The organism is Natrinema saccharevitans, assembly GCF_001953745.1.
Classification (GTDB): domain Archaea; phylum Halobacteriota; class Halobacteria; order Halobacteriales; family Natrialbaceae; genus Natrinema; species Natrinema saccharevitans.
Genome location: NZ_LWLN01000001.1, coordinates 1,948,949 through 1,972,011 on the forward strand (window position 1 = coordinate 1,948,949; position 23,063 = coordinate 1,972,011).

Sequence of the window (23,063 nt, forward strand, 5' to 3'; positions counted from 1 at the left end):
GCGTTTTCGGTCCGCCGGTACCGAAGTCCCGCCATGCGCCCCGGCACCCTCGACACGTCCGAACGGCCGGTCGTCCTCATCTGGGAACTCACCCAGGCCTGTGGCCTTGCCTGTGACCACTGTCGGGCCGACGCCAAGCCCCAGCGCCACCCCGACGAACTCTCGACCCCCGAGGGGAAGGCGCTACTCGAGGACGCGGCCGCGTTCGGCGACGGCCAGTTGATCGTCCTCTCGGGCGGCGACCCGCTCGTCCGCGACGACGTCCCGGAGCTGATCGCCCACGGCGACGATCTTGGCCTGCGGTTGACGATCTCCTCAGCGGGACCGGCTCGCTGACCGCCGATCGGATCGAGGAGATGGCCGACGCCGGGCTCAAGCGGATGGCCGTCAGCCTCGGCGGGGCCTCGCCAGAGACCCACGAGGCCTTCCGCGGCGGGGGCGGCAGCTTCGAGGAGACGATCAGGGCCGTCGAGGACGCCCGCGAGGCCGGGTTTCCAGTCCAAGAGGTTTTCGACCAGCGACTGATCGACACTCGTTCTCCGCGACGGTTTCGCCGCCGCTCGAGGCGCGTTACCGGTGACTACCGAGGAGCGGATCCGAGAGAACCGAATCGGAAACGGCCACGAGCGCAAGTCGGTCCTCGCCGACGTCGCGTGCGATCGGTCGGTGGGCGGGACCTGTCGTCGCCGTTCTGCGAAGACGTTCGTCCGCTGGCGGGCGTTACTCGAGGACGACTAACGTGTCGCCCATGTCGACGCTCTCGCCTTCCTCGACGGCGATCTGGGTGACGGTGCCGCCGCGCGAGGCGACGATGTCGTTTTCCATCTTCATGGCCTCGAGGACGACCAGCACGTCGCCGGCCGCGACCTCGTCGCCTTCCTCGACCTCGACGTCGAGGATCGTGCCCTGCATCTCGGCGTCGACGGTCTCGCCGTCACCCTCGAGTTCGGCACCGCCGGTATCGCCGCCGGAGCCGCCCGCCGGTTCCGGTCGGCTGGCACCGCCGCCGGCCTCGACGTCGCCGGTCGGGATGGCGGGCGCGCCGTGTTCCTCGAGTTCGACCTCGAAGCGCTTGCCGTTGACCTCGACGGTGAACTCCCGCTCGGTGGACTCCTCGTCGTCCTCGCTGGCGCCACCGTCGCCGGTGTCGCCGCCCCACTGCTCCTGGGCCTCATCGATGCGGCTCTCGTCGAGGTCCTCGTCGAGATACTTCGTCGTGTGCGTACTCGCGACGAACTCCTCGTCGGTGAGCATCAGCCGGTGGAACGGGATGATCGTCGGGATGCCCTCGATGTCGTACTCCCGGAGCGCGCGCAGCGAGCGCTCGATACACTCGTCGCGGTCCTCGCCCCAGACCACGAGCTTGGCGATCATCGAGTCGTAGTCGGTGACGAGTTCGTCGCCCTGGCGCAGGGCGTCGTCGAGTCGGACGCCGATCCCGCCCGGCGGGTCGTAGGTCTCGAGGGTCCCGCCGGTCGCGGGCGCGAAGTCGTTCGCGGCGTTCTCGGCGTTGATCCGGAACTCCATCGCGTGGCCGTCGATCTCGACGTCGTCCTGCTCGAAGTCGACTTCCTCGCCGGCGGCGACCTTTATCTGACGCTTGACGATGTCGAGGCCGGTGATCTGCTCGGTGACCGTGTGTTCGACCTGGATGCGGGTGTTGACCTCGAGGAAGAAGAAGTTCGCGTCGGGACCGAGCAGTTCGCCCGCCTCGCGGTCCTCCTCCTCGACGAGGAACTCGACGGTGCCGGCGTTGGTGTAGTCCGCGGCGGCGACGCCCCGACGGGCGGCCTCGCCGATCTTCTCGCGCAGTTCGTCCGAGAGGGCCGCCGACGGCCCCTCCTCGATGACCTTCTGGTGGCGTCGCTGCAGCGAGCAGTCGCGCTCGCCCAGGTGGCGGACGTTCCCGTGTTCGTCCGCGAGGATCTGGACCTCGATGTGGCGGGGCTGCTCGAGGTAGCGCTCGAGGTAGACCGAGTCGTTGTCGAAGTAGGCTTCACCCTCTCGCTGGGCGCTCTCGAGTTGGTCCTCGACTTCGCTCTCGTCCCAGACGACCTTCATCCCGCGACCGCCGCCGCCGCCCTCGGCCTTGATGGCGATCGGATAGCCGTGTCTCTCGCCGAACTCCTTGACCTCCGCGGGTTCGGTAACGGGGTCGGTCGTCCCGGGGACGATCGGCACGTCGGCCTCGTCCATGATCGTCCGGGCCTTGGTCTTCTCGCCGAGCGATTCCATCGCATCGCTGGACGGGCCGATCCAGGTGATCCCCTCGGCGTCCTCGACCTTGCCCGCGAACTCCGCGTTCTCCGCGAGGAAGCCGTAGCCGGGGTGGATGGCGTCGGCGTCGGCCTTCCGCGCGGCCTCGATGACGGCCTCGTGATCGAGGTAGGAGTCGGCGGCCCGCGCCGGTCCCACGTTGTACGCTTCGTCCGCGTAGCGGACGTGTCCCGAGTCCTTGTCCGCCTCGGAGTAGACGGCGACGGTCCCGATATTCAACTCCTCACACGCCCGCATGACGCGGACTGCGATCTCCCCGCGGTTCGCCACGAGAACCTTCCTGAACATTCCTGTGAGAACCGTCGGCAGGGCCCTACCTTACTTTTTCGCAACGGGTTCGACAACGCGTCAGTTTTTGCCAGTTGACGGCCCCGACCGCCGTCGGCTCGAGTCGGACCCGGCGACCGCGACCTCACAGGGCAGACCCATGCTAGTTATGGGCAACCGTTATCCGATCACGGCCCCTGATTCAGGCATGTCCGAGTTCGTACCCGGTCCGTTGCAGACCCAGTCGGTTCTGGAGGACCCGCTCTTGCTGATCGGTGCCGTCGTCTTGCTCCTCGTGGTGATCACGGTCTGGCAGATGGTCGAGATCGTCGACGCCTACGATCGGGCCGCACTGACCGTCTTCGGCGAGTATCGCAAACTGCTCGAGCCGGGGCTGAACATCGTGCCGCCGTTCGTCTCCCGGATCTACACGTTCGACATGCGGACCCAGACGCTGGACGTGCCCCAGCAGGAGGCCATCACGCGGGACAACTCCCCCGTCACGGCCGACGCCGTCGTCTACATCCGGGTGATGAACGCCAAACGCGCCTTCCTCGAGGTCGACGACTACCAGCGCGCCGTCTCGAATCTGGCCCAGACGACCCTGCGGGCCGTGATCGGTGACATGGAACTCGACGACACCCTCTCGCGGCGGGAGATGATCAACGAGCGCATCCGTCAGGAACTCGACGAGCCCACCGACGAGTGGGGCATCCGCGTCGAGAGCGTCGAAGTCCGCGAGGTCACCCCCTCCGCGGGCGTCAAGGGCGCGATGGAGGAACAGACCTCCGCCGAGCGCCGCCGCCGCGCGATGATCCTCGAGGCACAGGGGGAACGCCGCAGCGCCGTCGAGAAAGCGGAAGGGGACAAGCAGTCGAACATCATCCGCGCCCAGGGGGAGAAACAGAGCCAGATTCTCGAGTCCCAGGGTGACGCGATCTCGACTGTGTTGCGGGCTCGCTCCGCCGAGTCGATGGGCGAGCGTGCGGTCATCGACAAGGGGATGGAGACCCTGGCCGAGATCGGCCATGGCGAGTCGACGACGTTCGTCATGCCCCAGGAACTCACCTCGCTGGTCGGCCGCTACGGCAAGCACCTCTCGGGCAGCGACGTGGAGGGCAACGGCACTGACCTCGAGAGCCTCGAGTTCGACGACGAGACCCGCGAACTGATCGGGCTGGACGACATCGCGGACATCATCGGCGAGATCGACGAGCAGGCCGAGATGGACGTCGAAGCGATGGAAGAGCAGGCCCGGGCGATCAAGGAGGGTCAGGACGTGGGCATGGAGGCCGAAGAGCCGATCACCATGTCCGACCCCGACGACGAATCGGAGCCGGAACTGGGATCGGATTCGGAGTAGCGTCGGTAGCGGTTCGCTCGCGTGCTCGAGGAGTCAGCGAAACGGGCCCGCGGTGAGTTAGAACTGCTCGGTCCGTCCCGCCGCCGACCACGCGTCGGTCGGCGCGCCGCGGGGCACGCGGACGGTCCGGTGTTGCTGTGCGCGGACCCGGCCGGCGAAGGCCCACCGCTTGTCGTCCCACGTCTCCTCGCCCTCGGCGGCGGCCGCGGCGGCCGCGAGCGCGTGATCGTGGAGGTGGGCACCGATCGCGGCCGCGATGGCCGCAGTCTCGTCCTCGTCGGCGTCGTCGGGCAGGTCGATCGAGACGTCGCCGGGCACGGCCGCCTCGAGGCCCGTCGACGCACCGTCGTCCCCCTCGCTGCCCGCGTCGGCGGCCCGGTCGTCGGCCGACGGCTGTTGCTGGGTGGTCATGTTACAGCGGGATGTTGCCGTGTTTCTTGTCCGGGTTCTGTTCGCGCTTGGTCTCGAGCATCTCGAGGTCGCGGATCAGCCGCGGCCGGGTTTCGGTCGGGACGATGACGTCGTCGAGGAAGCCCTTGTCCGTCGCGGTGTAGGGGTTGGCGAACTCCTCGCGGTACTCCTCGATGAGTTCGTCGCGCAGTTCGTCGGGGTTGTCGGCCTCCTCGAGTTCCTCGCGGTAGAGGATGTTGACCGCGCCCTGTGGGCCCATGACGGCGATCTCGGCGGTCGGCCAGGCGTAGTTGACGTCCGCGCCGAGGTTCTTCGAGGCCATGACGCAGTAGGCCCCGCCGTAGGCCTTCCGGGTGATGACGGTCAGCAGGGGAACGGTCGCCTCGGCGTAGGCGTAGAGCAGTTTCGCGCCGTGGCGGATGATCCCGCGGTGTTCCTGGTCGGTCCCGGGCATGTAGCCGGGGACGTCGACGAAGGTGACGATCGGGATGTTAAAGGAGTCACAGAAGCGGACGAACCGCGAGGCCTTCATCGAGGCGTCGACGGTCAGCGTGCCGGCGTTGACCCGTGGCTGGTTGGCGACGAGACCGACCGAGCGACCGTCGAGTCGGCCGAAGCCGACGACGATGTTCTGTGCGAAGTTGTCCGCGACCTCGAAGAAGGAGCCCTCGTCGACCACCGAGTCGATGACGTTGGTCATGTCGTAGGGCTTCTGGGGACTCGGGGGGACGATGTCCTTGAGCTGCTCGTCGCGGCGGTCGGGGTCGTCCCAGGGCTCGACGCGGGGCGGGTCCTCGACGTTGTTCTGCGGGAGATAGGAGAGGAGTCGCTTGATGTCGTCCAGAGCCTGCTCTTCGCTCTCGCAGGCGAACTGGGCGACGCCGGTCTTGTTCGCGTGAGTCATCGCGCCGCCGAGTTCCTCGTGGGAGACTTCCTCCCCGGTGACGGTCTTGGTGACACCGGGCCCGGTGATGTACATGTGGCTGGTGTCTTTGACCATGAAGATGAAGTCGGTGATCGCCGGGGAGTAGACGGCCCCGCCGGCACACGGCCCCATCGTCGCGGAGATCTGGGGGACGACGCCGCTGGCTTCCTGGTTGCGGCGGAAGATCTCGGTGTAGCCGGCGAGGCTCTTGACGCCTTCCTGAATGCGGGCCCCGGCGGAGTCGTTGAGCCCGATGACGGGCGCGCCGACCTCCATCGCCATATCCATGACCTTACAGACCTTCTCGGCGAAGACCTCGCCGAGCGACCCCCCGAAGACGGTGAAGTCGTGGGCGAAGACGAACGTCGTTCGCCCGTTGACCTCGCCGTAGCCCGTGACGACGCCGTCGCCCGGGACCTTCTTCTCCTCCATCCCGAACTGGCTCGTCTGGTGGGTCCGGAGCTGGTCGAACTCCGTGAACGTGCCGTCGTCGAGGAAGTAGTCGATCCGCTCGCGGGCGGTCATCTTCCCCTTGTCGTGTTGCTTCTCGATCCGCGCTTCGCCGCCGCCTTTGCGTGCCTCTTCGCGGAGCTCCTCGAGTTCGTCGATGCGGTCTTCCATCGTCATAGGGAAACCCTCCCGTGGCGACTCATTGGCCGTGGCAACGGCCACCGGAATAAAAAACGTTCTGTAACTCGTATTATTTCCCATGAGGGTTCGGGTGTTGTCGTATCACACGGGACGGCAGCCGACCGGCCGTAGTTTCGCTCGGTCGCGGCCGAGAGTTCGATTCGGCCGGAGTGACGACCGCTTGGTGTGAACTATCTTCCCATTGTGAACAGGTATTCCGTATCATACGTTTCGATTCGTGAATAAATACGGGACGAATTATGACAGATAACACTGAAAGCGGAAAATACTGAATATAGTCCTCGAATGTAAGGTTTTAAGGGATGGTGAGAAAGGGTTAAACCATGGCAGAACGCGAAACATGGGCAACGAGAGCGGGGTTCATCCTCGCCGCGGTCGGCAGTGCAGTGGGATTGGGTAACGTCTGGCGGTTCCCGTATCAAGTCGGCGAGTTCGGCGGCGCGGCGTTCCTCGTCGTGTACCTCGCTTTGATCGCGGTCATCGGGTTCCCGGTGATCCTGGTCGAGTTCACCGTCGGCCGGTACACGGATCGGAATCCCGTCGGCGCGCTCAAGCAGATCGGCACGGGTTCGTGGCAGCGGATCGGGTGGGTGTTCGTCCTCGCGGGCTTCGTTATCCTCTCGTACTACAGCGTCATCGCTGGCTGGGTTTTGCAGTACACCGTCTACGGACTGCAAGGGAACTACGCCGCAGACGGTGCGGCGCAGTTCGGCGCGACGACCGGGGGAATGACGTCGGTCCTCACACACGCGATTTTCATGGCGGCCGTCATCGCCGTCGTCGGGTTCGGGATCCGGCGCGGTATCGAATTCTCCGTGAAGCTGATGGTTCCCGCGATCATCATCCTCCTGGTCGGACTGGCGGTCTACGCCGGCACACTCTCGAGTGCCGGTGAAGCCTACGCGTACTACCTCTCGCCCGATCTGGGTACGATCGCCGCGAACTGGACGGATATCTTACCCGCAGCAGCCGCACAGGCGTTCTTCACGCTCTCGCTCGGGATGGGCGTGATGATTACCTACGCATCCTACCTCGGAGAGGATCGTAACCTCGCCAAAGACGCCGTCATCATCGTCGGATTGGACACGGCGATCGCGTTCACCGTCGGCCTCGTCGCGTTCCCGGTCCTCTTCTCCGGCGACCTCGCCGTCGCCGACATCGTCGCAATCGGCGACGGTCCGGGATTCATCTTCATCGCGCTTTCGCAGGCGTTTAGCAACATTCCCTTCGGTAGCGTTCTCGGGGCGGTCTTCTTCGGTACCGTCACCATCGCGGCGCTCTCGAGCGCGATCAGTATCATGGAAGTCGTTGTTTCCTACCTGATCGACGAACGCGATGTGGACCGCGTCCCGGCGACGCTGCTTCTCGGGACTGCGATATTCCTCGTCGGCGCTCCCGTCGCGTACGACGGGAGCCTCTCGTGGCTCACGGTCTACGACGAACTCGCTAACAACATCCTGCTCATCCTCGGAGCACTGTTGTTATCCATCTACATCGGCTGGGTCCAGACCGACATCGGCCTCGAGGAACTCGGCAAGGGGATCCGAAACCTCGGCGGGTGGGGAACGGCCTGGATCTGGGCCCTCCGAGTGCCCGTCGTCGTCACGCTGGTCGTGATCCTCGGACTGAACGCGATCGGTGCGTACGAAGCGATCAGCGGTATCCTCGGCTGATCGGCGGTCCGTTTTCGCCGATCAGGCCTCGCCGTACACTGGCACAGCAGCCCCGCTCGTCACCGCCGCGGCGTCGCTACAGAGGAAGGCCATCACGTCGGCGATCTCGAGCGGGTCGACCCACTCGTCGTGGTCGGCGTCGGGCATCATCTCGCGGTTCATCGGGGTGTCGATGACGCTCGGCATGACGCAGTTGGCCCGCACCGTCCCGCGGTTCTCCTCGGCCAACGTCTCCGTCAGCAGCCGGATGCCGGCCTTCGTGATCCGGTAGGGGCCGTCGCCCTCGCCGCCCTCGAGGGAGGAACGGGCGCTGATCCCGACGATCGCCCCCTCGGTTTCTTGCAGGTGGGGCAGGGCGTGTTTCGCGGCGAGGAAGGCCGTCTTCAGGTTGACGTTCAGCAGGAGGTCGAACTCCTCGAGGTCGGTATCCTCGATGTGGTCGCCGCCGCGCCACGTCCCGGCGACGTTCAACAGGTGGTCGATCCGGTCGTGATCGTCGACGATCGCGTCCATCAACGCCGCGACCTCGTCCTCGTCGGTCAGGTCCGCCTCGTAAAAGTGAAGCGCCGGTTCGTCGGCGGGGTCGCGCTCGAGCAGGCTGTCCTCGTCGTCGGGCGCGATCACGTCGACCGCACAGACGGTCGCGCCGGCCTCGCGGAAGCGATCGACGGCGGCGCTGCCGAGCGCGCCGCTCGCGCCGGTGATCACTGCGACGGTCCCCGCGAAGTCGACCTCGAAGTCGGTGTCGGGTGACATACCGGTAGGTGCGTGGCCCGGTCGCATCAAAGGCGGGGCTGCGACCGGCGTCGATCCACGCTATAGGAGCCGCTGAAACGAGTTACACACTGCTCGCAACGCTGTCGTGCGAGCAGATGTACAATGACTTTCAACGGCTACTATAGGTTCCGTTAACCGTCGCCCGCCGGCAGGGCCGCGTCTGAACCAGAAGTCCGCGACCGCCTCGACCAGCTCGGTGTACCCATCGCGTCCCTCGGCTTCTCGAGGGAGGCGTTCGCGCCGAGTCGGTACCTCTCGCGGATCGCCGCCGAATTCCCCGGCCGGGCCAGCACGAGGACGGGACGCCGTCCCAGTACCGCCTCGTCGGCGAGCGCCTCGAGCAGGTCGAGACCGTCGGTTCGAGATAGGGACCGATCCAGAAAGACGAGATCCGGGTCGGCCGGCGAGTCGGTGAGGATCCGAAGCGCCTCGGTCCCGTCGGTCACGACCCGGACCGACGTTTCGACGGCGACGGCGTCGAACTCGGCTGCGATACGTCTCGTCGTCTCGTCGTCGTCCGCGACGAGGAGGACGTCGACCGCGTCGTCACGTTGGCCTCTCATGCGTAGATCAGAACTGATCGGGCGCCGGTGTCCCGCCCGGTCCAACGGTCGTTCCCAGCTAGTCAGGCAGTTCTCTTAACGATACTTGCTAAGTGCTTTGGACCGGACCCGATGACGCTCCGCGGATCCGACGGCTGCGACCCGGCGACCGACTGAAGCCGCTGGGCGACGATCGACCGGTATGCACTGTATCGCCCACCGAGGGTTCGCCGCGGTCGCGCCCGAGAACACGATCGGTGCGGTCCGCGCCGCGGCGGACCGCGCCGACGCCGTCGAGTTCGACGTGCGACGTTGTGGAACCGGCGAACTCGTCGTCGTTCACGACGAGACGATCGACCGGGCCACCGACGGCACCGGTACCGTTGCGTCCCTTCCGCTCGAGGCGCTCGCCGAACGGTCCGTCTGCGGGACCGGCGAGGGGATCCCGACGCTCGCCGCCATGCTCGCGGCCGTCCCGCCCGCGGTCGAAGTCCACATCGAACTGAAAGAGCGCGGCCTCGCCGCCGACGTTCTCGCGACCATCGACCGGGCCGACCTCCCCGCCCGGGTCGTCGTTACCTCCTTTCTGCTCGACGAACTACGAACGATCCGCGAGCGCGATCCGAGCCAGCCGATCGGACTGCTGACCAGCCACCGCCTCGAGACGCCGGTGACGACGGCGGTCGAACTCGACTGTGCCGCCCTCGGCGCGAACCGCGTTCGGTGTCTGGCGACCGGGATCGTCCCGCGGGCGACGGCGGTCGATCTCGAGGTCCACGCCTGGACGGTCGAGCGGGCACCGACGGCGCGCCTGCTCGATCGGCGGGGCGTCGACTACGTCTCGGCCGATCGGCCGATCGACGTGTAGCGGGCGAATGACGGCCGCCGACCGACTCGCTCGCCGATACGGTACAGTAGCCACTGAAACGATTCACACACTGATCGCGACGACATCGCACGATCAGGTGTGCAATGGCTGTCAGTGGCTACTATTGGCCTCGGTCGTCGTCACCGAGACGGTCCGCGTTCGCGGCCCGTCGCACTCGACGAGCAACACCGACTGCCAGGTCCCCAGCGCCGGTTCGCCGTCCGCGACCGGAATCGTCACGTCGGGGCCCAGCAGCCCCGCCCGGAGATGCGAGTCCGCGTTGCCATCTAATTCGTCGTGTGCGTGCCCCGAGTCGGGCACGAGGTCCCCCAGGAACGACTCGAGGTCGCCCCGGAGCCGCGGCTCGTTCTCCTGGACGACGAGCGCGGCCGTCGTGTGTTCGACGAAGGCCGTACAGGTGCCCGACTCGCAGTCGTCCGGGACCGACGCAGCGATCGCGTCGGTTACGTCGACGGTCGTCAGCCGGTCGTCCGTTTCGACGGTAAACGTCATGGACGGGCCTACGACTGCGAGAAAGGGCTCGGTTTCGGTTCCGACGCGGACTACGACAACTGGCCCGCGGCCCACGACGCCCGGTCGCGGACGTTCGGTGCCGGGTCTCGGCTCGCGAGGTCGGCGAGTCGCGGTTCGGCGGCCTCGACGCCCCCGTGTCCCAGTGCGACGCAGGCGTTCGCCCGGACGTGCGCGTGGTCGTCGGCGAGCAACGCGAGCAACTGGCGGCGGACCGGACCGATCGTGGCCTCGGTTCGGGCAGCAATGCGGGCGATCGTGACCGCGGCCGCGGCCCGGGTATCGGGATCGTCACAGGAAAGCGCCGCCCCCAGCTCCGCGGTGACCGATTCGACAGCCGTCGGGTCGTGGTGAGCCACGTCGCCGAGGCAACCGATCGCCTCGTGTCGGACGTCCGGGTTCCCGTGATCGACGAGCGCCGCGGCGTGGGAGACGAATTCGAGCGAGCCGGGATCACCCTCCGACCGTGCCAGTCGCCCGAGCGCGCGCAGTGCGGGCCGGCCGTTCTCGGCCGGATCAGCCGACAGCGCCCCTTTCAACACGGATACCGCCGGCTCGAGCGCCGGCGGATCGATCCGAGAAACGTGGGCCAGCGCGTCGAGGCCGTCGGTGTCGTAGCCCGATCGCCGCTCGAGGACGTCGGCGATCGTCGCGGCGTGACCGACGACGACATCGGGCCGCTCGGCCGCGACGGCCGCGAGACACCGGAGCAACTCGCCGGTCATCGGCCGATCGGGTGCCTCGCGGGCGACGGCGACGATCGACCCGGTCGACGGCGCGACGTCGGTCGGTGCCTCGGCCGCCAGATCGGCGAGACAGGCGGCGACTGTCCCGCGGAAGTCGATCTCGGACTGCTCGAGCAACGACCGGAGCTTCGGTACCGTCGGGGCACAGCCGGCCGCCCCGTCTCGCTCGTCGATCGCGGTACGGATCCGGCGGACCGCCGCTCGTTGTTCGCTCGGCGCTCCGTCGAGTCGCGTCAGGACTGCTGGCAGGTCGATCCCGGCGGCTCCCCGGCCCCGGGGCTCGACGCCCTCGCCCCCATCCCCATCCATCGTGTCTGGCCCATCGGAGAAAGTCGATAAAAGCCTTCTGGCCGACGGGATCGCCCGTTCGCCGGACGACGGGCCGTTGCGGGCGAGCTTCGGAACCGGTGCCGGCTCGAGCGCTGCCGGTCCGTCGTCGTCCGACAGCGGCCCGTCTCAGGCCAGCCACTCGTCGGGCTTCGTGTCGTAGTCCACGTCGTCGGCCGCGAGGTGTTCGACCTCCTCCCAGGGGACGTCTTCGGTCGTCATCGTCTGGCCGTCGTACCGGATCAGTTTGCCCTGCTCTTCGGCTTCTGGCTCGCGATTGCGCCGCTTCGCGACCTCGATGTCGTGTTCGTCGATCTCCTTGACGATCGTCAGCAGGTTCACCGGCCGACCCCACAGCTCGAAGATCCGCTTCAACGTCTCCTTGGCCTGGTCGAGATCGAGCATGACGCCGTTGTACTGGTGGCCGAGCAGCAGTTCGTTGGCGTTGTTGTAGTTGCCGTCGTAGACCGCGATCGTCGGCTTCCCGAAGTTGGTGAACTGCAGGAGCAGTTTCTTCTTGACGTCTTCGGCGGCGTCGCTGGCGACGTGGAACTGCCCCGTCGCCTGCGAGTGTTCGTAGGTGAAGTAGTTGTTCTCCGTGATGAACTCCTGAGTCAGGAACTCGTCCAGGAAGGTCACGTCGTTGTGACTCTCCCGGACGTCGAACAGCCGGTCCCAGCCGGCCGCGTAGTCGATATCCGCGAGCGCCTCGTCGACCGAGTCGTACCGCGCGTCGTCGAAGAGATAGCGGCCGATCCGCTCGAGGTCGTTCTGACTGACCCGCTTGAGGAAGCCACGGTGCTGGCGCTTGACCAGCGAGTAGTGCCGTCGCGCTAGCCCCTCGTAGGTCAGGACCTTCCAGGGATACTTCTCGACGTCGACCTCGCCCTCGCGAGCCCGCTCGAGCGCCTCCCGGTCGACCCACTCGTCGGGCAGCTCCTCGAGTCGGTCGAGCGTGTCGGGGAGGATGGTCTCGAGGGCGTCGGGCGGCTCGAGCCGCTCGAGGACGTCGTCGAAGTCGACGACGTCGGTCAGGTTGCGCCAGGAGGTCTCCTCGACGCGCAGCAGGGCCTCGAGGACCTCCCGTCGGTTGGTCGTGTTCTCGACGTACTCCCAGAGTTCCATGCCGAGGCTGTAAGGGTTGAGTCCGCCGGCTCCGAGTACTTTGGCCATGTGGTCGGCGTAGTTGAGGAACTCGTCGTCGCCGGCGAAGGCCTCGTCGGTCATCATCGTCGACTCCCAGTAACTCGCCCACCCCTCGTTCATCACCTTCGTCATCTTCTGGGCGGCGAAGTAGTAGGCCTCCGCGCGCATCATATCGAGAACGTCGCGTTGCCAGTCTTCCATCTCGACGCCGCGGCCGGCCTCCTCGTCGTACTGCTTGCCGTGTTCGCGGACGAACGCCAGCAGGTCCTTCTGGGGCTGTTCGGGGAAGCTGCCCGTTATCTCCTCGTCCTCGAGTTTCTCGACCCACTCCGCGTCGAACACCTCCCCTTTGATCTCGTCGGAGAGGTCGAGTTCGTCCAGCTTCTCGGCGAGGTCCTCGTCGATCTCCGCGGCCGGCCCGTCGACGTCGAGCCGGCGGCTGAAGACTTGGTGTTGGTCGATGTTGTCCTCGAGGCTCAGGCAGTGGTCGATCCACTTCTCGACCTCGGCGCGGTCGATGTCGGGGTCGGCCATGTACTCGTCGATGGCCCGGGCGTGTCGTTCGAGCATGGCCGCGGCGTTGACTTGATCCTCGTCGGCGCGGCCGCTCGTGAACATGCCGAACCAGTCGTTGTTCGCGAAGAAGTCAGAGTGGGCTTCGACGTGGGTGATCACCGCCTTCTGGTCGGCGAGCGTGTTCGACTCCTGCAGGAAGGCGTGGGCCGGGTTGTCGTTGTTGACGATCTCGAAGGCCTTCCCGCCGCCGTACTGACCCTGCTTCTGTTGCTTGTCGTACTGCATGCCCCACCGCCAGTGGGGGTATCGGCTCTGGAACCCGCCGTAGGCGATGAGTTCGTTCATCTCGTCGTAGTCGATGATCCAGTACTTCACGGGGTAGGGCTCGAGGCCGAGTTTCTCGGCGAGGTTTCTGGCCTCGGAGACCGGTTCCTCGAGGTCGCCCGCGATCGCCTGTTTGCGGAAGCGGTCCGCGTTGGAATTGCGTTTACTCATCGGTCTCACCCTCCGTCGAGAGGATGTCGTAGATCGCGTCGGTCACGTCCGACTGGTCGTTGACGTAGGCCACCGCGACGTCGTCGGCGTCGGTGCCGAAGTGACGCTCGAGTTCCTCGGCGTGGGTGGCGTTGATCGCGTTGCCCGACGGCTGGGTCTCCACGTAGGCGTGGAGGTTCGCCGGGATCTCCTCCATCAGCGGGATGACCCGCTCCTCGGTGTCGTTCGAGGAGTTCTCGGAGTCGCCCGCCGCGAAGACGTAGCGGTTCCAGTCGCTCCAGGGGTACTCCTCTAAGAGCTGCTGGGCGAGTTCGTACGCGCTCGAGATCTTCGTCCCGCCGCCCGACCGGATGCCGAAGAACTCGTCGCGCTCGACCGCCCAGGCGTCGGCGTCGTGGGCGATGTAGACGAACTCGGCGTTGTCGTACTTTCCCTGCAGGTACCAGTCCAGCGGGGTGAAGGTGCGCTCGACGAGTTCGCGTTTCTTCTCGCGCATCGAGCCGGAGACGTCGCGGATGTTGACGACCACGACGTTCTTCTCTTTCTCCTCGATGATCTCGGGGTGACGGTAGCGCTCGTCCTCGCGGCGGAAGGGGACGTGTTGGATCCCTTCCCGGCGGATCTTCTGCTGGACGCTCTCGCGTTCGACGTTGTCCTCGACCTCCTCGATCGAGGCCCATTTGCCCCGCTCGTCGTCGGGCACGTCGCTGTAGGCCTCTTCGATCCAGGCCATCGACACCGGGAGGTTCTCGCCGCGGGCCCACTCGAAGACCTCGCGGGGCGAAATCCCCTCGACCTTGCACAGTTCCCGCAGGAACTCCTCGTCGAAGTCCATCGCCAGCTTGCGCTTTAACCCCTCCTTGAACATCCGTTCGAAGTCGAGCGTGCTGTTCGGGCCCGTCCGCGTGAGGTCGGTGAACGGACCTTCTTTCTCCTCGATGACCGTCTTGCCCTTGGGGTCGAGGTCGAGTCCGAGTTCCTCGTCGAGTTCCTCGGCGAACTCCTCGGGGTCCATCTCGTAGTACTCGTGGTCGCCGCCGTCCTCGCCGGGTTCGCCGTCGTCGCCGTCGTCGTCGCCCGGCTGTGGCTGGGGCTGGCCGACCGGCTGGCCGGCGTCGGGGGTGCCGTCCTCGCCCTGGCCGACCCCGCCCTGATCGCGCCGATCGTACTCGAACTCCGGCAGCGAGACGATCTTGACCGGGATGTTGATCTCGCCGGGGCCGCTCCCCGCGAGGTCGCCGTACTGGATGAAGTCGGCAAGGTCTTCGCGCCGTTCCTCGCCGACCTCGCGGAACCGCTCGAGGTCGTCTCTCAGTCCCATCTGTAACTCACCTGTCCCATGACGTGTCTGCTGGTTAGCTCGGCCGACGCCTCCGAGTAGCCGAAGAGGTCGACCATGGTTTCGATCGTGTTCGCCTTGACTGCCGCCGTCTGCGTGTCGCTCGGCGGGTCGCTCCACTGTCGCGGATCGAAGTCCTCGAAGGTGCGCTCGACGTCGTCCCAGTCGTGGCTCTCGAGGACGGTCTTGATCACCGGGATCGCGGTGAGGTCGACGTCCTCGACCGAGAAGTCCTCGTCGCGGTGTTCCCACGCGTGGCGGTTCAGCGAGGTGATGACCTTCTCGCGGCGGAAGTTCCGGACGCTCTCGCGAGGCTGGTTCCCGTCGTATTCGCTCTCGGAGAACCGGCCGAGCTGTTCGATCTCGAAGAGCTTCATCTTCAGCGGGTCCGGCTCGACCCGCTCGCCGCGGTCGTTGTACAGCGGTTCCTCGGTCTCCCACGCGTAGACGTGTTCGACGTACTCGGCGACGGTCTCCTCGTCGACGCGTTTGTCGTACATGATGGCCTCGATGACGTCCGACTCCTGCTGGTCGTAGACGTAGTTTTTCACGGGGACGACGCGGTTCTCGAACTCGGAGCGCTCGCCCGTCGAGAACACCGGCGCGTCGACCATCCCCTCGACCATCGCGTTGAGGACGTCCCGTGGCATGACCACGTTCTCGACCGGGAGGTCGGCGTGGTGGCGGTCGCGGTCGGTCTGGAGCAGTTCCGCGAGCGTGTCCCGCGTGTACGTGACCGGGATGCCGTGATCGCCGTCGTTCCCGTCGTCGTCGAAGTCGAACTCATCCTTTTCGCGGCGGCTGTCGCCCTCCTGCAGGTACCCCTGATCGTAGATCAGCGCCTTGTCGACGAGGTCGAGCCCGTTCGGGAGGTTCTCCTCGTCCAGTCGCGTGACGACGGCGTACAGCGCGGCCGCCTCGATGGCGTGGGGCGCGAACTCCTGGACCCGCGTCTCGCCGTCGCGGCCCTTGATCGTCACCCGCACCGGCGCGCGGATCCGGTCGGCGAGTTCGTCGTAGCTCTCGGCCTCCCAGACCGCCGTCTCGTTGGTCAGTTCCCGCCGGATCAGCTCCGTCTCGAGGCTCAGGTTCGTCAGGTAGCCGAATCGGTGCTTGTCGAGGCGGCGTTTCAGCGCCTTCAGCGGATCCATCCCGTTCCGATCCGAGTGCTGGTTGAGCTGGGCCTCGAGGTCGGGGTTGGAGATGATCAGCAGTTGGCTGTCGACGTCCATCCCGATGCCCTTGTCCAGTTTCACCGATTGCTCGTCGGGGACGTTCAGCAGCTTCTGGAGGAGGTCGGCGTGCTGGGCCGCGTCCTCGACGACGGTGAGGGCGCCGTTGCCCTGCGAGAGGACGCCGTCGTAGCTAAACGCCTGCGGGTTCTTCCGGCCCCGCGAGTCCAGTTCCTGGAGCATGCCGTGCATCCACGAGCCGACGAGCCGTTCCTTGGGTCGGCCGTCGTCTTCGGAGTGGAGGACGCCGACGCCCTGTCCGATGTCGACGACGTAGTTTTTCACGCGCAGGTGGTCCTCGTCGGTGATCGCCGAGAACAGGTCGTCTTCGCCCGTCCGGCGGTAGCGCTCCTCGAGGAAGTCGTAGGCCTCCCGGGAGAAGGGATCGAGCGCCGCGTCGACCTGAATCGGGACGTGATCGTCGAGTTCGCCGTTCAGTTCGGCGAGCAGGTCCTCTCGGACGCCGTCGGGGAACACCGACAGCGGGTGGGTCTGAACGGGGCTCTCGTACCAGTTCTGTTCGTCCGCGGCGCTCGCGCCGGCGTCGTCGCCGTAGCTCAGTCCGCGCTCGCCGCTCTCGGCGGTCGAGATGTTCCACTCGACGGTGTACCGCCGGCCCTCGGGCGTCTTCGAGTACTCGCGCAGTCCGTTGACCAGACACCGCTTGAGTTCGGACTTGCCCGTCGCCGTGGGCCCCTCGAACCAGATGATCTTCTCGTCTTTCGCCCGGCCCGCGGCGATCGATCGCAGGTCGTCGACGAACCCGTTCAGGACCTCCGTGTTGCCCAGAATGGCGTGTTCGCCGTCGTTGTGCGGATCGTCGAAGAAGCGATAGCGCTCTTTCTCCTCGCCCTCCTCGACGACCGTGCGGGTGCCGGCGGCCTCGATCGCCTCGAGGAGGTACTTCGAGGCGTGGGAGGCGATCTGTGGGTTCTCGAAGAGCCGATCGACGTACGCCGCGAGGCTCATCGGCTCCTCGTAGGTCTCCTCGAGGGCGCGGTCGGCCTCGGTGACGTACTCGTTGCCGGTCATGTTAGTCTTCCATCTCGGTCTTGGCGACCTCCGCGCCGGCGAACTCGAGGACCTCCTTCGCGCCGCCTTCGGAGTAGCCCTGTTCGATCAGCGCGTCGATCCACGCGGAGCGTTCGTCGTCGTCGAACTCGTTGGCCGACACCAGCGCGGAGAAGTTGATGTTGTGTTTCTTGTCCTCCCAGAGCTTGCGTTCCAGGGCGCGGCGCAGGCGCTCGTTGTCCTGGGGATTGAACGCCTCGCCTTCGCGAGCGCGCCGCGAGACCCAGTTCGAGACCTCCTGTCGGAAGTCCTCCTTGCGGTCCTCGGGGATGTCGAGTTTCTCCTCGACCGACCGCAGGAACGTCTCGTCGGGTTCCTGCTCGCGGCCCGTCAACTCGTCCTCGATGGTGTCGTCGTCGATGTAGGCCATCACGTGGTCCATGTACTTCTCGCCCTGGCGCTGGATCTCGTCGATGTCGTAGGCCAGCGCGTGGCGGACGTCCTCGATGGCCCGTTCCTTGTACTCCTCGCGGACCGTCTCGAGGTAGCGGTAGTACTGCTCGAAGTTGTCCTCGGGGATGGAACCGTGGTGCTCTAAGTTCTCCTCGAAGAAGTTGAAGACGGTCAGCGGCGAGAGGAACCCGCGCTGGCGGTGTTTGGAGTCCATGATCGCCTCGGCGATCTCGTCGCCGATAAAACGCGGCGAGACCCCGACCATGCCCTCGCCGATCTCGGCCTTCTGCTCGGCTTCCTCGCGGAGCTTCTTGGTGTCGATGTCGTCGCCCTCGTCGATCTCGCCGTTGTAGGCCTTGGCCTTCGAGAGCAGCCCGACGGTCTCGGTGTCGGGATCTTCGATCCGCGTGAGGACGCCGAACAGGCCCGCCATCTCCAACGTGTGTGGCTCGACGTTGATGTCGGGAACGTCGGCGTTGTTCAGCATCTTCTCGTAGATGCTGGCCTCGTCCTCGTAGGAGAGGACGTAGGGGAAGTCGATCCGCTTGGTGCGGTCGTTGAAGGCCTCCATCTTCTCGTCGCCTTTCTTGTCCTTGTACTCGGGCATGTTCGTCCGGCCGACGATCACCTGGTCGATGTCGATCCGGGGGTTGTTCTTGGGCTTGATCGTCTGCTCCTGGGTCGCGTGGAGGAAGTCGTAGAGGAACTCCCGCTGGAGTTTGAGCAGTTCCTCGCCGCTGAAGATACCGCGGTTCGCGTTACAGAAGGCACCCGAGTAGTCGAACGCGCGCGGGTCGCTCTCGCCGTAGATGGCGATCTTCGAGTAGTTGACGTCGCCGGTGAGTTCGGTCTCGTCCTGGTTCTTCTTGTCCTTGGGCTCGAAGGTCTCGAGGCCCTGTCGCTTGTTCTCGTCGGCGACGAAGCGGACGATCTCGACGTGGTTTTCGAGGACCTGCTGGAGGTCGTCCTCGTAGTACGCCAGCAGTTTGTCCATGTAAAACTCGCTCTCGGGATCGAGCGCCTGCTCGTTCTGGATGGTGTAGGGGGCATCGAGGTTCTCGTTGAGGTCGTCGATGACCCGCTGGCGCTGCTCGAGCGGCAGGAGGACGAGCGGGTCCTGGTTCATCGGGGACCGGACCGTGTCGTCGGCCGGGTCCTGGTCTTGAATCACGTCACAGAGGTTCGTCCACCGGAAGGTGTACATCCGGCCGTCCTCGCGGAGCGTGTAGTCCTCGAAGTACCGCCGGACCTGCTTGTCGAAGTGGGACTTCCCGGAGCCGACCGGCCCCAGCAGGAGCTTGATCCGCCGTTCCGGCCCGAGCCGGCGGGCACCCGATTTGACCTTGTTGACGAACTCGTGGATCGACTGGTGGATCACCTTCCCGTAGAAGGTGTTCTCGCCGCCACCGAGCGGATCCTCGCTGGCGAGTTGGTACTCGACCATCCCTTCGGTCTCGTCGTAGGTGGTGCCGTAGTAGTCGAACATGTCCGCGACGCGCTGATGGGCGTTGCGGGCCACCTTCGGGTCTTCGTACACCTCCTCGAGGTACCAGTCGAAGGACTTGGTCTCCCGCAGGTCCGCGGGCATCGACTCTTTGTAATCGGTACTGAGCTGCTCGAGTGTCTCGATGTCACCGGTCATGGTATCGTTGAGTGGGGTCCCCCCGTTCGCGGTCGTCCGTGATCGCGCGGAGCGCAAGCGGACGTCTTCGACCAGCCGAGGCGTCTCGCGGCCGAACCGTCGGAATCCGTCGCCTCGCTGTACCCGACGCGAGCGTCGAACTCGTCGGGCTCCTCGAGGGACGCTCGGGGAGCGTACTCCGTTCGTGGGCGGCGTCGTAGCGTGTCATTTGTCACCTATCATCACTCTTCGTTGTGCAACACCGTGTGGGGGTCGAGCAACGGTGCGCCGGGGACGGGCGCGGAGTGGATCGATCCGGCGATCGGATACCGATAGTATTTAATGAGTGAGTAATCCAGCTACTTAACCTTAGCCCCAAAAGGTATTTGTCAGAACCTCTTTCCGCGCGATTTTTACCAGAAACATATATTGGGCATAGGTATCATACACCACATTCGGACGATTGCGACATAAGTTGCCAGCCTGCACAGGCAGCGTGGGCTCGCGCGCGCCAGCTCGCGGTCGCGTCGATTCACCGGGTCACCCGCACTCCCGGCCACCGCGACGACGGGGATTTAGGGGCGGGGTCCCTACCGGAAGCCATGTCGGATTCGGCCGCTGACGACGGGGGTATCGACTCGCGACTCCCCGAGGCCTGGCAGGTCTGGAGTCGGGGCGAGGACGGCCGGCTCGTCCTGGCGTACCGACCGGACGTCTTCGACGCCGCGGACTTTCCCGCGGCGTGTCTGCCGACGCTGTATCTCACCCACGGCAAGCGAACCCGACGGCCCGGCGTTCACCCCGGCGACACCGCCGACACCGCGGACTGGTTCGTCACGCTCTATCTCGAGCCCGACGTCTCGCTGGACGAGACGCTGCGGTACCCGACCCGGGAAGCCGCCCTCGAGAAAACGATCGAACTCGCCCGGCGGTTCGACGACGGCGAGATCGACTACCGCGACCTGTATCAGGTTCCCCGCGAGGAGTACTTCGAGCGACTCGACGACCTCACCGGCGACGGGGGCGGAGACTGAACAGCTCTCGAGGCGGTGAGCAACCGGGCCGTCGCGGCCGCTTCGGGACGTGACCCTTAACCGCCAGTGGCAACTATCGGTTACTATGTCGACCGTTACGCTCGTCGGGTCCCGGCTGACCGAGCCGGGGACCGAGTTCATCTACGAGGGCGAAGCCGACGCCTGTGCCGGTTGTCCGTACCGGAGTCAATGTCTCAATCTCTCACCCGGGACCAAGTACCAGATCACGTCGATCCGCGAGAACGCCCAGACGCTCGAGTGTGCCATGCACGACGGCGGGGTTCGGGCGGTCGAGGTCGAGCCGGTCTCCGTGCGCGCGAACATCACGACGAAGGGCGCCTTCGCCGGCAGCAAGACCAGCCTCCCCGGCCCCTGTCCCTACGTCGAGTGTCCGAGCCACGAGTACTGCGACCCCGACGGCGTCTCGTTCGACGAGGAGTACCGCATCGCCGAGATCGTCGGCGAGCCGCCACACGAGGTCTGTCACCTCGATCGGTCGCTCGAGCTGGTCGAACTCGAGACCAACGAGTGATCGCGTCGAAAACCGCCGCGCTGCCCTCGCCGTCCGGACCTACGCCTCGAGCGCGCTCTCCTCGAGCCAGCTGCCCGCCCAGCACTCGATCTCGCTGAAGACCGGCTCGAGGGACTCGCCCTTGTCGGTGAGGCTGTAGAAGGTGGCGACGGGGGCGTCCTCTTCGATGCGTCGTTCGACGAAGCCCATCTCCCCCAGATCGTCGAGGACCCGCGAGAGGGTGCGGGCGTTCGCGCCCGTCGAGCGCTTGAGTTCGTTGAAGCGCTGTTCGCCGTCCAGTAGCTCGTGGAGTACCGCCAGTCGCCACTGGGAGCCGATCTGCTCGAGGGAGGCGATCACGGGACAGGCGCTATCGTCCTCTTCGCGGGTTTCAGGTCGTTGAGATGCCATCGAGTATCGACGACTACGTCGCGAACCGTTTTAGTAGTTCGGATCCGAATCGGGTATCATTGTGTTAGTCGATTGCGCGCGGCTATCGGCAGCGCCGACGCCGACCCGACGGGTGAGACGGCGATGACCGACGACGGAACGGCCGGGGGCGACGATTCCGCGGCCCTCGAGATCGACGCTACCGACCACGACGGCTCGCTGTACCGAATCCTCTCGAGTGCGGTCGTCCCGCGGCCGATCGCGTGGGTGAGTACCACGGACGGGGACGGCGTCGACAACCTCGCGCCGTACAGTTTCTTCACCGTGGCGTCGGTCGATCCGCCGGTCTTGCTGTTCGCGCCGGTCGACGGGGCCGACGGGTTCAAGGACACGCCCCGGAACGCCCGCGACACCGGCGAGTTCGTCGTCAATCTCGTCACGGAGGACCTCGCCGAAGCGATGAACGAGACCAGCGCCACGCTGCCGGCCGCGGAAAGCGAGTTCGACCACGCCGGCCTCGAGCGCGCCGCCTCGAGCGCGGTCGACGTGCCGCGGGTCGCGGGCGCGAAGGTCGCATTCGAGTGTACCTCCACGACCTCGTCGACGTCGGCGGCTCGACGCTCGTACTGGGCGAAGTCGAACACGTTCACCTGAAAGAGTCGGTGACGACCGACGGGAAGATCGACGTCGACGAGATCGACGCCCTCGGCCGGCTGGCGGGGAGCCGGTACGCCCGAACCGGGGATCGGTTCTCGCTCGAACGGCCGCCATAACCGAGTATTCAGTAGTAACTTTTCTCTCAGGTACCGCGACCACCGTTCGGTAAGCGTCTCGGTCTCGACTCCGAATCTACAGCCGGACCGAACACGGACGACGAAGAGGGAGAGGATATATCCACACGTACGTAAAGCATTCGTGTATGTCGAACGCTGATACCGGGGCCGGGGATAACGGGCCGAACACGGTGCAGATCAATCTCCGGCTGAGCGAGGCGTTCCTCGAGGACATCGATACGACGTGGAAAGAACAGGGATTCAACTCTCGGAGCGAGTTCCTTCGGTATGCGGCTCGCGATGCGGTGAAACACCCCGAGTTCTCACGGGAAGGGTGGAAACAGATCGCGGCGAGCGAACACGAACTTCGGTCGGGAAGCGCGGAGTTAGTTTCTCGAGAGGACGTCGTAGAAATGATGGGGCGGGACGAGGATGCCGAGTAACGACGACTGGACCAGGAAGTTTACCCCGCGAGCCGCCGACCAGTTCGACGGACTCGAGTCACGCGTCCAGGACCGTATCGTTTCGAAACTCGACGATGTCGTGGATTCGGCGTGACGGACGCCGGACGACTTCCTCGAACCGTTGACCGGCGGTCCGTTCTCCAAACTCCGAGTCGGGCAGTATCGCCTCGCTTGCGTCCTCGATCGTGGAGAGGGGGTCCTCGAAGTACACCGGATCGAACACCGCAGCGGCGCGTACACCGCCGACGATTGAGTATCGGCGGACGGTCTGTCCTGCTCGTACTAGTGAGCGGTCCGTTCGTCCTCGAGCAGCGTCTCGAGGTTCTCCAGCGCCCGCAGATAGACGGGAACCGTCCCCGCGGCGTGGACGGGGAGTTCGAACGCGATCCGACACCGCCGTTCGCCGAGGTCATCGACGCGGTGTCCGGCGGCGGGAATCCCGGTCACGCGCCAGGTCCAGCGCCGTTCCGTACGCGACGTGATTCGAAACGGTACCCACGCGCCCGGCACGCGGAGCCGTCCCCTCGTGTCGGGGCGGAGTCGCCGGTCGGTCGCCTCGACGCCGTTGACCAGCGGCGACCACTCCGGCCAGCGGGTCGTGTCGACGAGGACGTCCCAGGCCTCGGCCGCGGGGACCGAGAGGACGTGTGACACCTCGAGGCGGCGGCCGTCCGGCGTCGTCGCGGTTCGGACTCGAGTCATTGGTGGTTCTACGTCGTC

Annotated in this window: 20 protein-coding genes and 3 pseudogenes; 10 read left to right on the forward strand and 13 right to left on the reverse strand. The window is 65.8% G+C overall.

All coding sequences use genetic code 11. The annotated features are described in order from the left end of the window. Positions 1-33 precede the first annotated feature (33 nt). Positions 34-503: pseudogene (locus A6E15_RS09920) on the forward strand (radical SAM protein); the annotation flags it as partial. Positions 504-576: 73 nt separating this feature from the next. Continuing rightward, entirely contained in the window at positions 577-738 is a 162-nt protein-coding gene (locus A6E15_RS20930; RefSeq protein WP_175607176.1) for a hypothetical protein, read from the forward strand. On the opposite strand, the gene A6E15_RS09925 is transcribed toward A6E15_RS20930, so the two are convergent. Continuing rightward, positions 721-2,565: an acetyl-CoA carboxylase biotin carboxylase subunit gene (locus A6E15_RS09925; RefSeq protein WP_076145909.1), complete on the reverse strand. Its 1,845-nt coding sequence runs from the start codon at positions 2,563-2,565 to the stop codon at positions 721-723. The genes A6E15_RS20930 and A6E15_RS09925 overlap by 18 nt on opposite strands. A gap of 187 nt (positions 2,566-2,752) precedes the next feature. Here A6E15_RS09925 and A6E15_RS09930 point away from each other — a divergent pair, with 187 nt between their 5' ends. Next, a complete protein-coding gene (locus A6E15_RS09930) occupies positions 2,753-3,907 on the forward strand; it encodes an SPFH domain-containing protein (protein WP_076145910.1) in 1,155 nt (384 codons plus the stop codon). A 57-nt stretch (positions 3,908-3,964) separates the two neighbouring features. On the opposite strand, the gene A6E15_RS09935 is transcribed toward A6E15_RS09930, so the two are convergent. Then, positions 3,965-4,318, reverse strand: coding sequence for a hypothetical protein (locus A6E15_RS09935; protein ID WP_076145912.1), 354 nt, complete (start codon positions 4,316-4,318; stop codon positions 3,965-3,967). Between the two features lies 1 nt (position 4,319). Further along, on the reverse strand, positions 4,320-5,864 hold the full coding sequence (locus A6E15_RS09940) for an acyl-CoA carboxylase subunit beta (RefSeq protein WP_076148295.1): 1,545 nt from the start codon (positions 5,862-5,864) through the stop codon (positions 4,320-4,322). 353 nt (positions 5,865-6,217) lie between these two features. On the opposite strand from A6E15_RS09940, the gene A6E15_RS09945 reads away from it, so the two are divergent. Then, positions 6,218-7,567: a sodium-dependent transporter gene (locus A6E15_RS09945; RefSeq protein ID WP_076145913.1), complete on the forward strand. Its 1,350-nt coding sequence runs from the start codon at positions 6,218-6,220 to the stop codon at positions 7,565-7,567. Between the two features lie 21 nt (positions 7,568-7,588). On the opposite strand, the gene A6E15_RS09950 is transcribed toward A6E15_RS09945, so the two are convergent. Continuing rightward, positions 7,589-8,323 (reverse strand): SDR family oxidoreductase, encoded by a 735-nt coding sequence (locus A6E15_RS09950; protein WP_076145915.1) that lies wholly within the window; start codon positions 8,321-8,323, stop codon positions 7,589-7,591. Between the two features lie 152 nt (positions 8,324-8,475). Next, positions 8,476-8,907 carry a response regulator gene (locus A6E15_RS09955; RefSeq protein ID WP_338141481.1) on the reverse strand — a complete coding sequence of 144 codons (432 nt, stop codon included), beginning with the start codon at positions 8,905-8,907 and terminating at the stop codon, positions 8,476-8,478. Positions 8,908-9,088: 181 nt separating this feature from the next. On the opposite strand from A6E15_RS09955, the gene A6E15_RS09960 reads away from it, so the two are divergent. Then, the gene (locus tag A6E15_RS09960; protein WP_076145916.1) at positions 9,089-9,754 is read left to right on the forward strand and encodes a glycerophosphodiester phosphodiesterase; all 666 of its coding nucleotides are present in this window, start codon (positions 9,089-9,091) and stop codon (positions 9,752-9,754) included. 111 nt (positions 9,755-9,865) lie between these two features. On the opposite strand, the gene A6E15_RS09965 is transcribed toward A6E15_RS09960, so the two are convergent. The 6 genes from A6E15_RS09965 to A6E15_RS09990 form a co-directional block, all read right to left on the reverse strand. Continuing rightward, positions 9,866-10,267: a secondary thiamine-phosphate synthase enzyme YjbQ gene (locus tag A6E15_RS09965; RefSeq protein ID WP_076145918.1), complete on the reverse strand. Its 402-nt coding sequence runs from the start codon at positions 10,265-10,267 to the stop codon at positions 9,866-9,868. A gap of 50 nt (positions 10,268-10,317) precedes the next feature. Then, entirely contained in the window at positions 10,318-11,340 is a 1,023-nt protein-coding gene (locus A6E15_RS09970) for a HEAT repeat domain-containing protein (RefSeq protein ID WP_076145920.1), read from the reverse strand. 147 nt (positions 11,341-11,487) lie between these two features. Next, positions 11,488-13,515: a SpoVR family protein gene (locus tag A6E15_RS09975; RefSeq protein WP_076145921.1), complete on the reverse strand. Its 2,028-nt coding sequence runs from the start codon at positions 13,513-13,515 to the stop codon at positions 11,488-11,490. Next, entirely contained in the window at positions 13,508-14,836 is a 1,329-nt protein-coding gene (locus A6E15_RS09980) for a YeaH/YhbH family protein (protein ID WP_076145923.1), read from the reverse strand. Before A6E15_RS09980 ends, A6E15_RS09975 begins: the two co-directional genes overlap by 8 nt. Next, a complete protein-coding gene (locus A6E15_RS09985) occupies positions 14,827-17,118 on the reverse strand; it encodes a PrkA family serine protein kinase (RefSeq protein ID WP_076145925.1) in 2,292 nt (763 codons plus the stop codon). Before A6E15_RS09985 ends, A6E15_RS09980 begins: the two co-directional genes overlap by 10 nt. Before the next feature lies 1 nt (position 17,119). Then, positions 17,120-19,192 carry a PrkA family serine protein kinase gene (locus tag A6E15_RS09990; RefSeq protein ID WP_076145926.1) on the reverse strand — a complete coding sequence of 691 codons (2,073 nt, stop codon included), beginning with the start codon at positions 19,190-19,192 and terminating at the stop codon, positions 17,120-17,122. Positions 19,193-19,773: 581 nt separating this feature from the next. Between A6E15_RS09990 and A6E15_RS10000 the strand changes: the two genes are divergently transcribed. Next, positions 19,774-20,205, forward strand: coding sequence for a DUF5820 family protein (locus A6E15_RS10000; RefSeq protein ID WP_076145928.1), 432 nt, complete (start codon positions 19,774-19,776; stop codon positions 20,203-20,205). Positions 20,206-20,290: 85 nt separating this feature from the next. Further along, on the forward strand, positions 20,291-20,737 hold the full coding sequence (locus A6E15_RS10005) for a UPF0179 family protein (protein ID WP_076145930.1): 447 nt from the start codon (positions 20,291-20,293) through the stop codon (positions 20,735-20,737). A gap of 39 nt (positions 20,738-20,776) precedes the next feature. On the opposite strand, the gene A6E15_RS10010 is transcribed toward A6E15_RS10005, so the two are convergent. Continuing rightward, a complete protein-coding gene (locus A6E15_RS10010) occupies positions 20,777-21,127 on the reverse strand; it encodes a winged helix-turn-helix transcriptional regulator (RefSeq protein ID WP_076145931.1) in 351 nt (116 codons plus the stop codon). Between the two features lie 123 nt (positions 21,128-21,250). On the opposite strand from A6E15_RS10010, the pseudogene A6E15_RS10015 reads away from it, so the two are divergent. The 3 genes and pseudogenes from A6E15_RS10015 to A6E15_RS21890 all read left to right on the forward strand — a co-directional run bounded on the left by A6E15_RS10015 (position 21,251) and on the right by A6E15_RS21890 (position 22,596). Further along, positions 21,251-21,879, forward strand: a pseudogene (locus tag A6E15_RS10015) (flavin reductase family protein). 146 nt (positions 21,880-22,025) lie between these two features. Further along, positions 22,026-22,322 carry a ribbon-helix-helix domain-containing protein gene (locus A6E15_RS10020; protein ID WP_076145933.1) on the forward strand — a complete coding sequence of 99 codons (297 nt, stop codon included), beginning with the start codon at positions 22,026-22,028 and terminating at the stop codon, positions 22,320-22,322. Continuing rightward, a pseudogene (locus tag A6E15_RS21890) lies at positions 22,312-22,596 on the forward strand (type II toxin-antitoxin system RelE family toxin). The gene A6E15_RS10020 and the pseudogene A6E15_RS21890 overlap by 11 nt, the downstream one beginning before the upstream one ends. A gap of 29 nt (positions 22,597-22,625) precedes the next feature. Here the strand turns inward: A6E15_RS21890 and A6E15_RS10030 are convergent. Next, complete coding sequence (locus A6E15_RS10030; protein WP_076145935.1) at positions 22,626-23,045, reverse strand: SRPBCC family protein; 420 nt, start codon at positions 23,043-23,045, stop codon at positions 22,626-22,628. Positions 23,046-23,063: the final 18 nt, after the last annotated feature.

Coding starts and splice junctions, on each gene's coding strand:
- A6E15_RS10000 (WP_076145928.1), top strand. CDS start 19,774: ATGTCGGATTCGGCCGCTGACGACGGGGGTATCGACTCGCGACTCCCC.
- A6E15_RS09930 (WP_076145910.1), top strand. CDS start 2,753: ATGTCCGAGTTCGTACCCGGTCCGTTGCAGACCCAGTCGGTTCTGGAG.
- A6E15_RS09935 (WP_076145912.1), bottom strand. CDS start 4,318: ATGACCACCCAGCAACAGCCGTCGGCCGACGACCGGGCCGCCGACGCG.
- A6E15_RS09960 (WP_076145916.1), top strand. CDS start 9,089: ATGCACTGTATCGCCCACCGAGGGTTCGCCGCGGTCGCGCCCGAGAAC.
- A6E15_RS09970 (WP_076145920.1), bottom strand. CDS start 11,340: ATGGATGGGGATGGGGGCGAGGGCGTCGAGCCCCGGGGCCGGGGAGCC.
- A6E15_RS09985 (WP_076145925.1), bottom strand. CDS start 17,118: ATGACCGGCAACGAGTACGTCACCGAGGCCGACCGCGCCCTCGAGGAG.
- A6E15_RS10030 (WP_076145935.1), bottom strand. CDS start 23,045: ATGACTCGAGTCCGAACCGCGACGACGCCGGACGGCCGCCGCCTCGAG.
- A6E15_RS09965 (WP_076145918.1), bottom strand. CDS start 10,267: ATGACGTTTACCGTCGAAACGGACGACCGGCTGACGACCGTCGACGTA.
- A6E15_RS09955 (WP_338141481.1), bottom strand. CDS start 8,907: ATGAGAGGCCAACGTGACGACGCGGTCGACGTCCTCCTCGTCGCGGAC.
- A6E15_RS09950 (WP_076145915.1), bottom strand. CDS start 8,323: ATGTCACCCGACACCGACTTCGAGGTCGACTTCGCGGGGACCGTCGCA.
- A6E15_RS09980 (WP_076145923.1), bottom strand. CDS start 14,836: ATGGGACTGAGAGACGACCTCGAGCGGTTCCGCGAGGTCGGCGAGGAA.
- A6E15_RS10005 (WP_076145930.1), top strand. CDS start 20,291: ATGTCGACCGTTACGCTCGTCGGGTCCCGGCTGACCGAGCCGGGGACC.
- A6E15_RS09940 (WP_076148295.1), bottom strand. CDS start 5,864: ATGGAAGACCGCATCGACGAACTCGAGGAGCTCCGCGAAGAGGCACGC.
- A6E15_RS09990 (WP_076145926.1), bottom strand. CDS start 19,192: ATGACCGGTGACATCGAGACACTCGAGCAGCTCAGTACCGATTACAAA.
- A6E15_RS09945 (WP_076145913.1), top strand. CDS start 6,218: ATGGCAGAACGCGAAACATGGGCAACGAGAGCGGGGTTCATCCTCGCC.
- A6E15_RS10020 (WP_076145933.1), top strand. CDS start 22,026: ATGTCGAACGCTGATACCGGGGCCGGGGATAACGGGCCGAACACGGTG.
- A6E15_RS09975 (WP_076145921.1), bottom strand. CDS start 13,515: ATGAGTAAACGCAATTCCAACGCGGACCGCTTCCGCAAACAGGCGATC.
- A6E15_RS09925 (WP_076145909.1), bottom strand. CDS start 2,565: ATGTTCAGGAAGGTTCTCGTGGCGAACCGCGGGGAGATCGCAGTCCGC.
- A6E15_RS10010 (WP_076145931.1), bottom strand. CDS start 21,127: ATGGCATCTCAACGACCTGAAACCCGCGAAGAGGACGATAGCGCCTGT.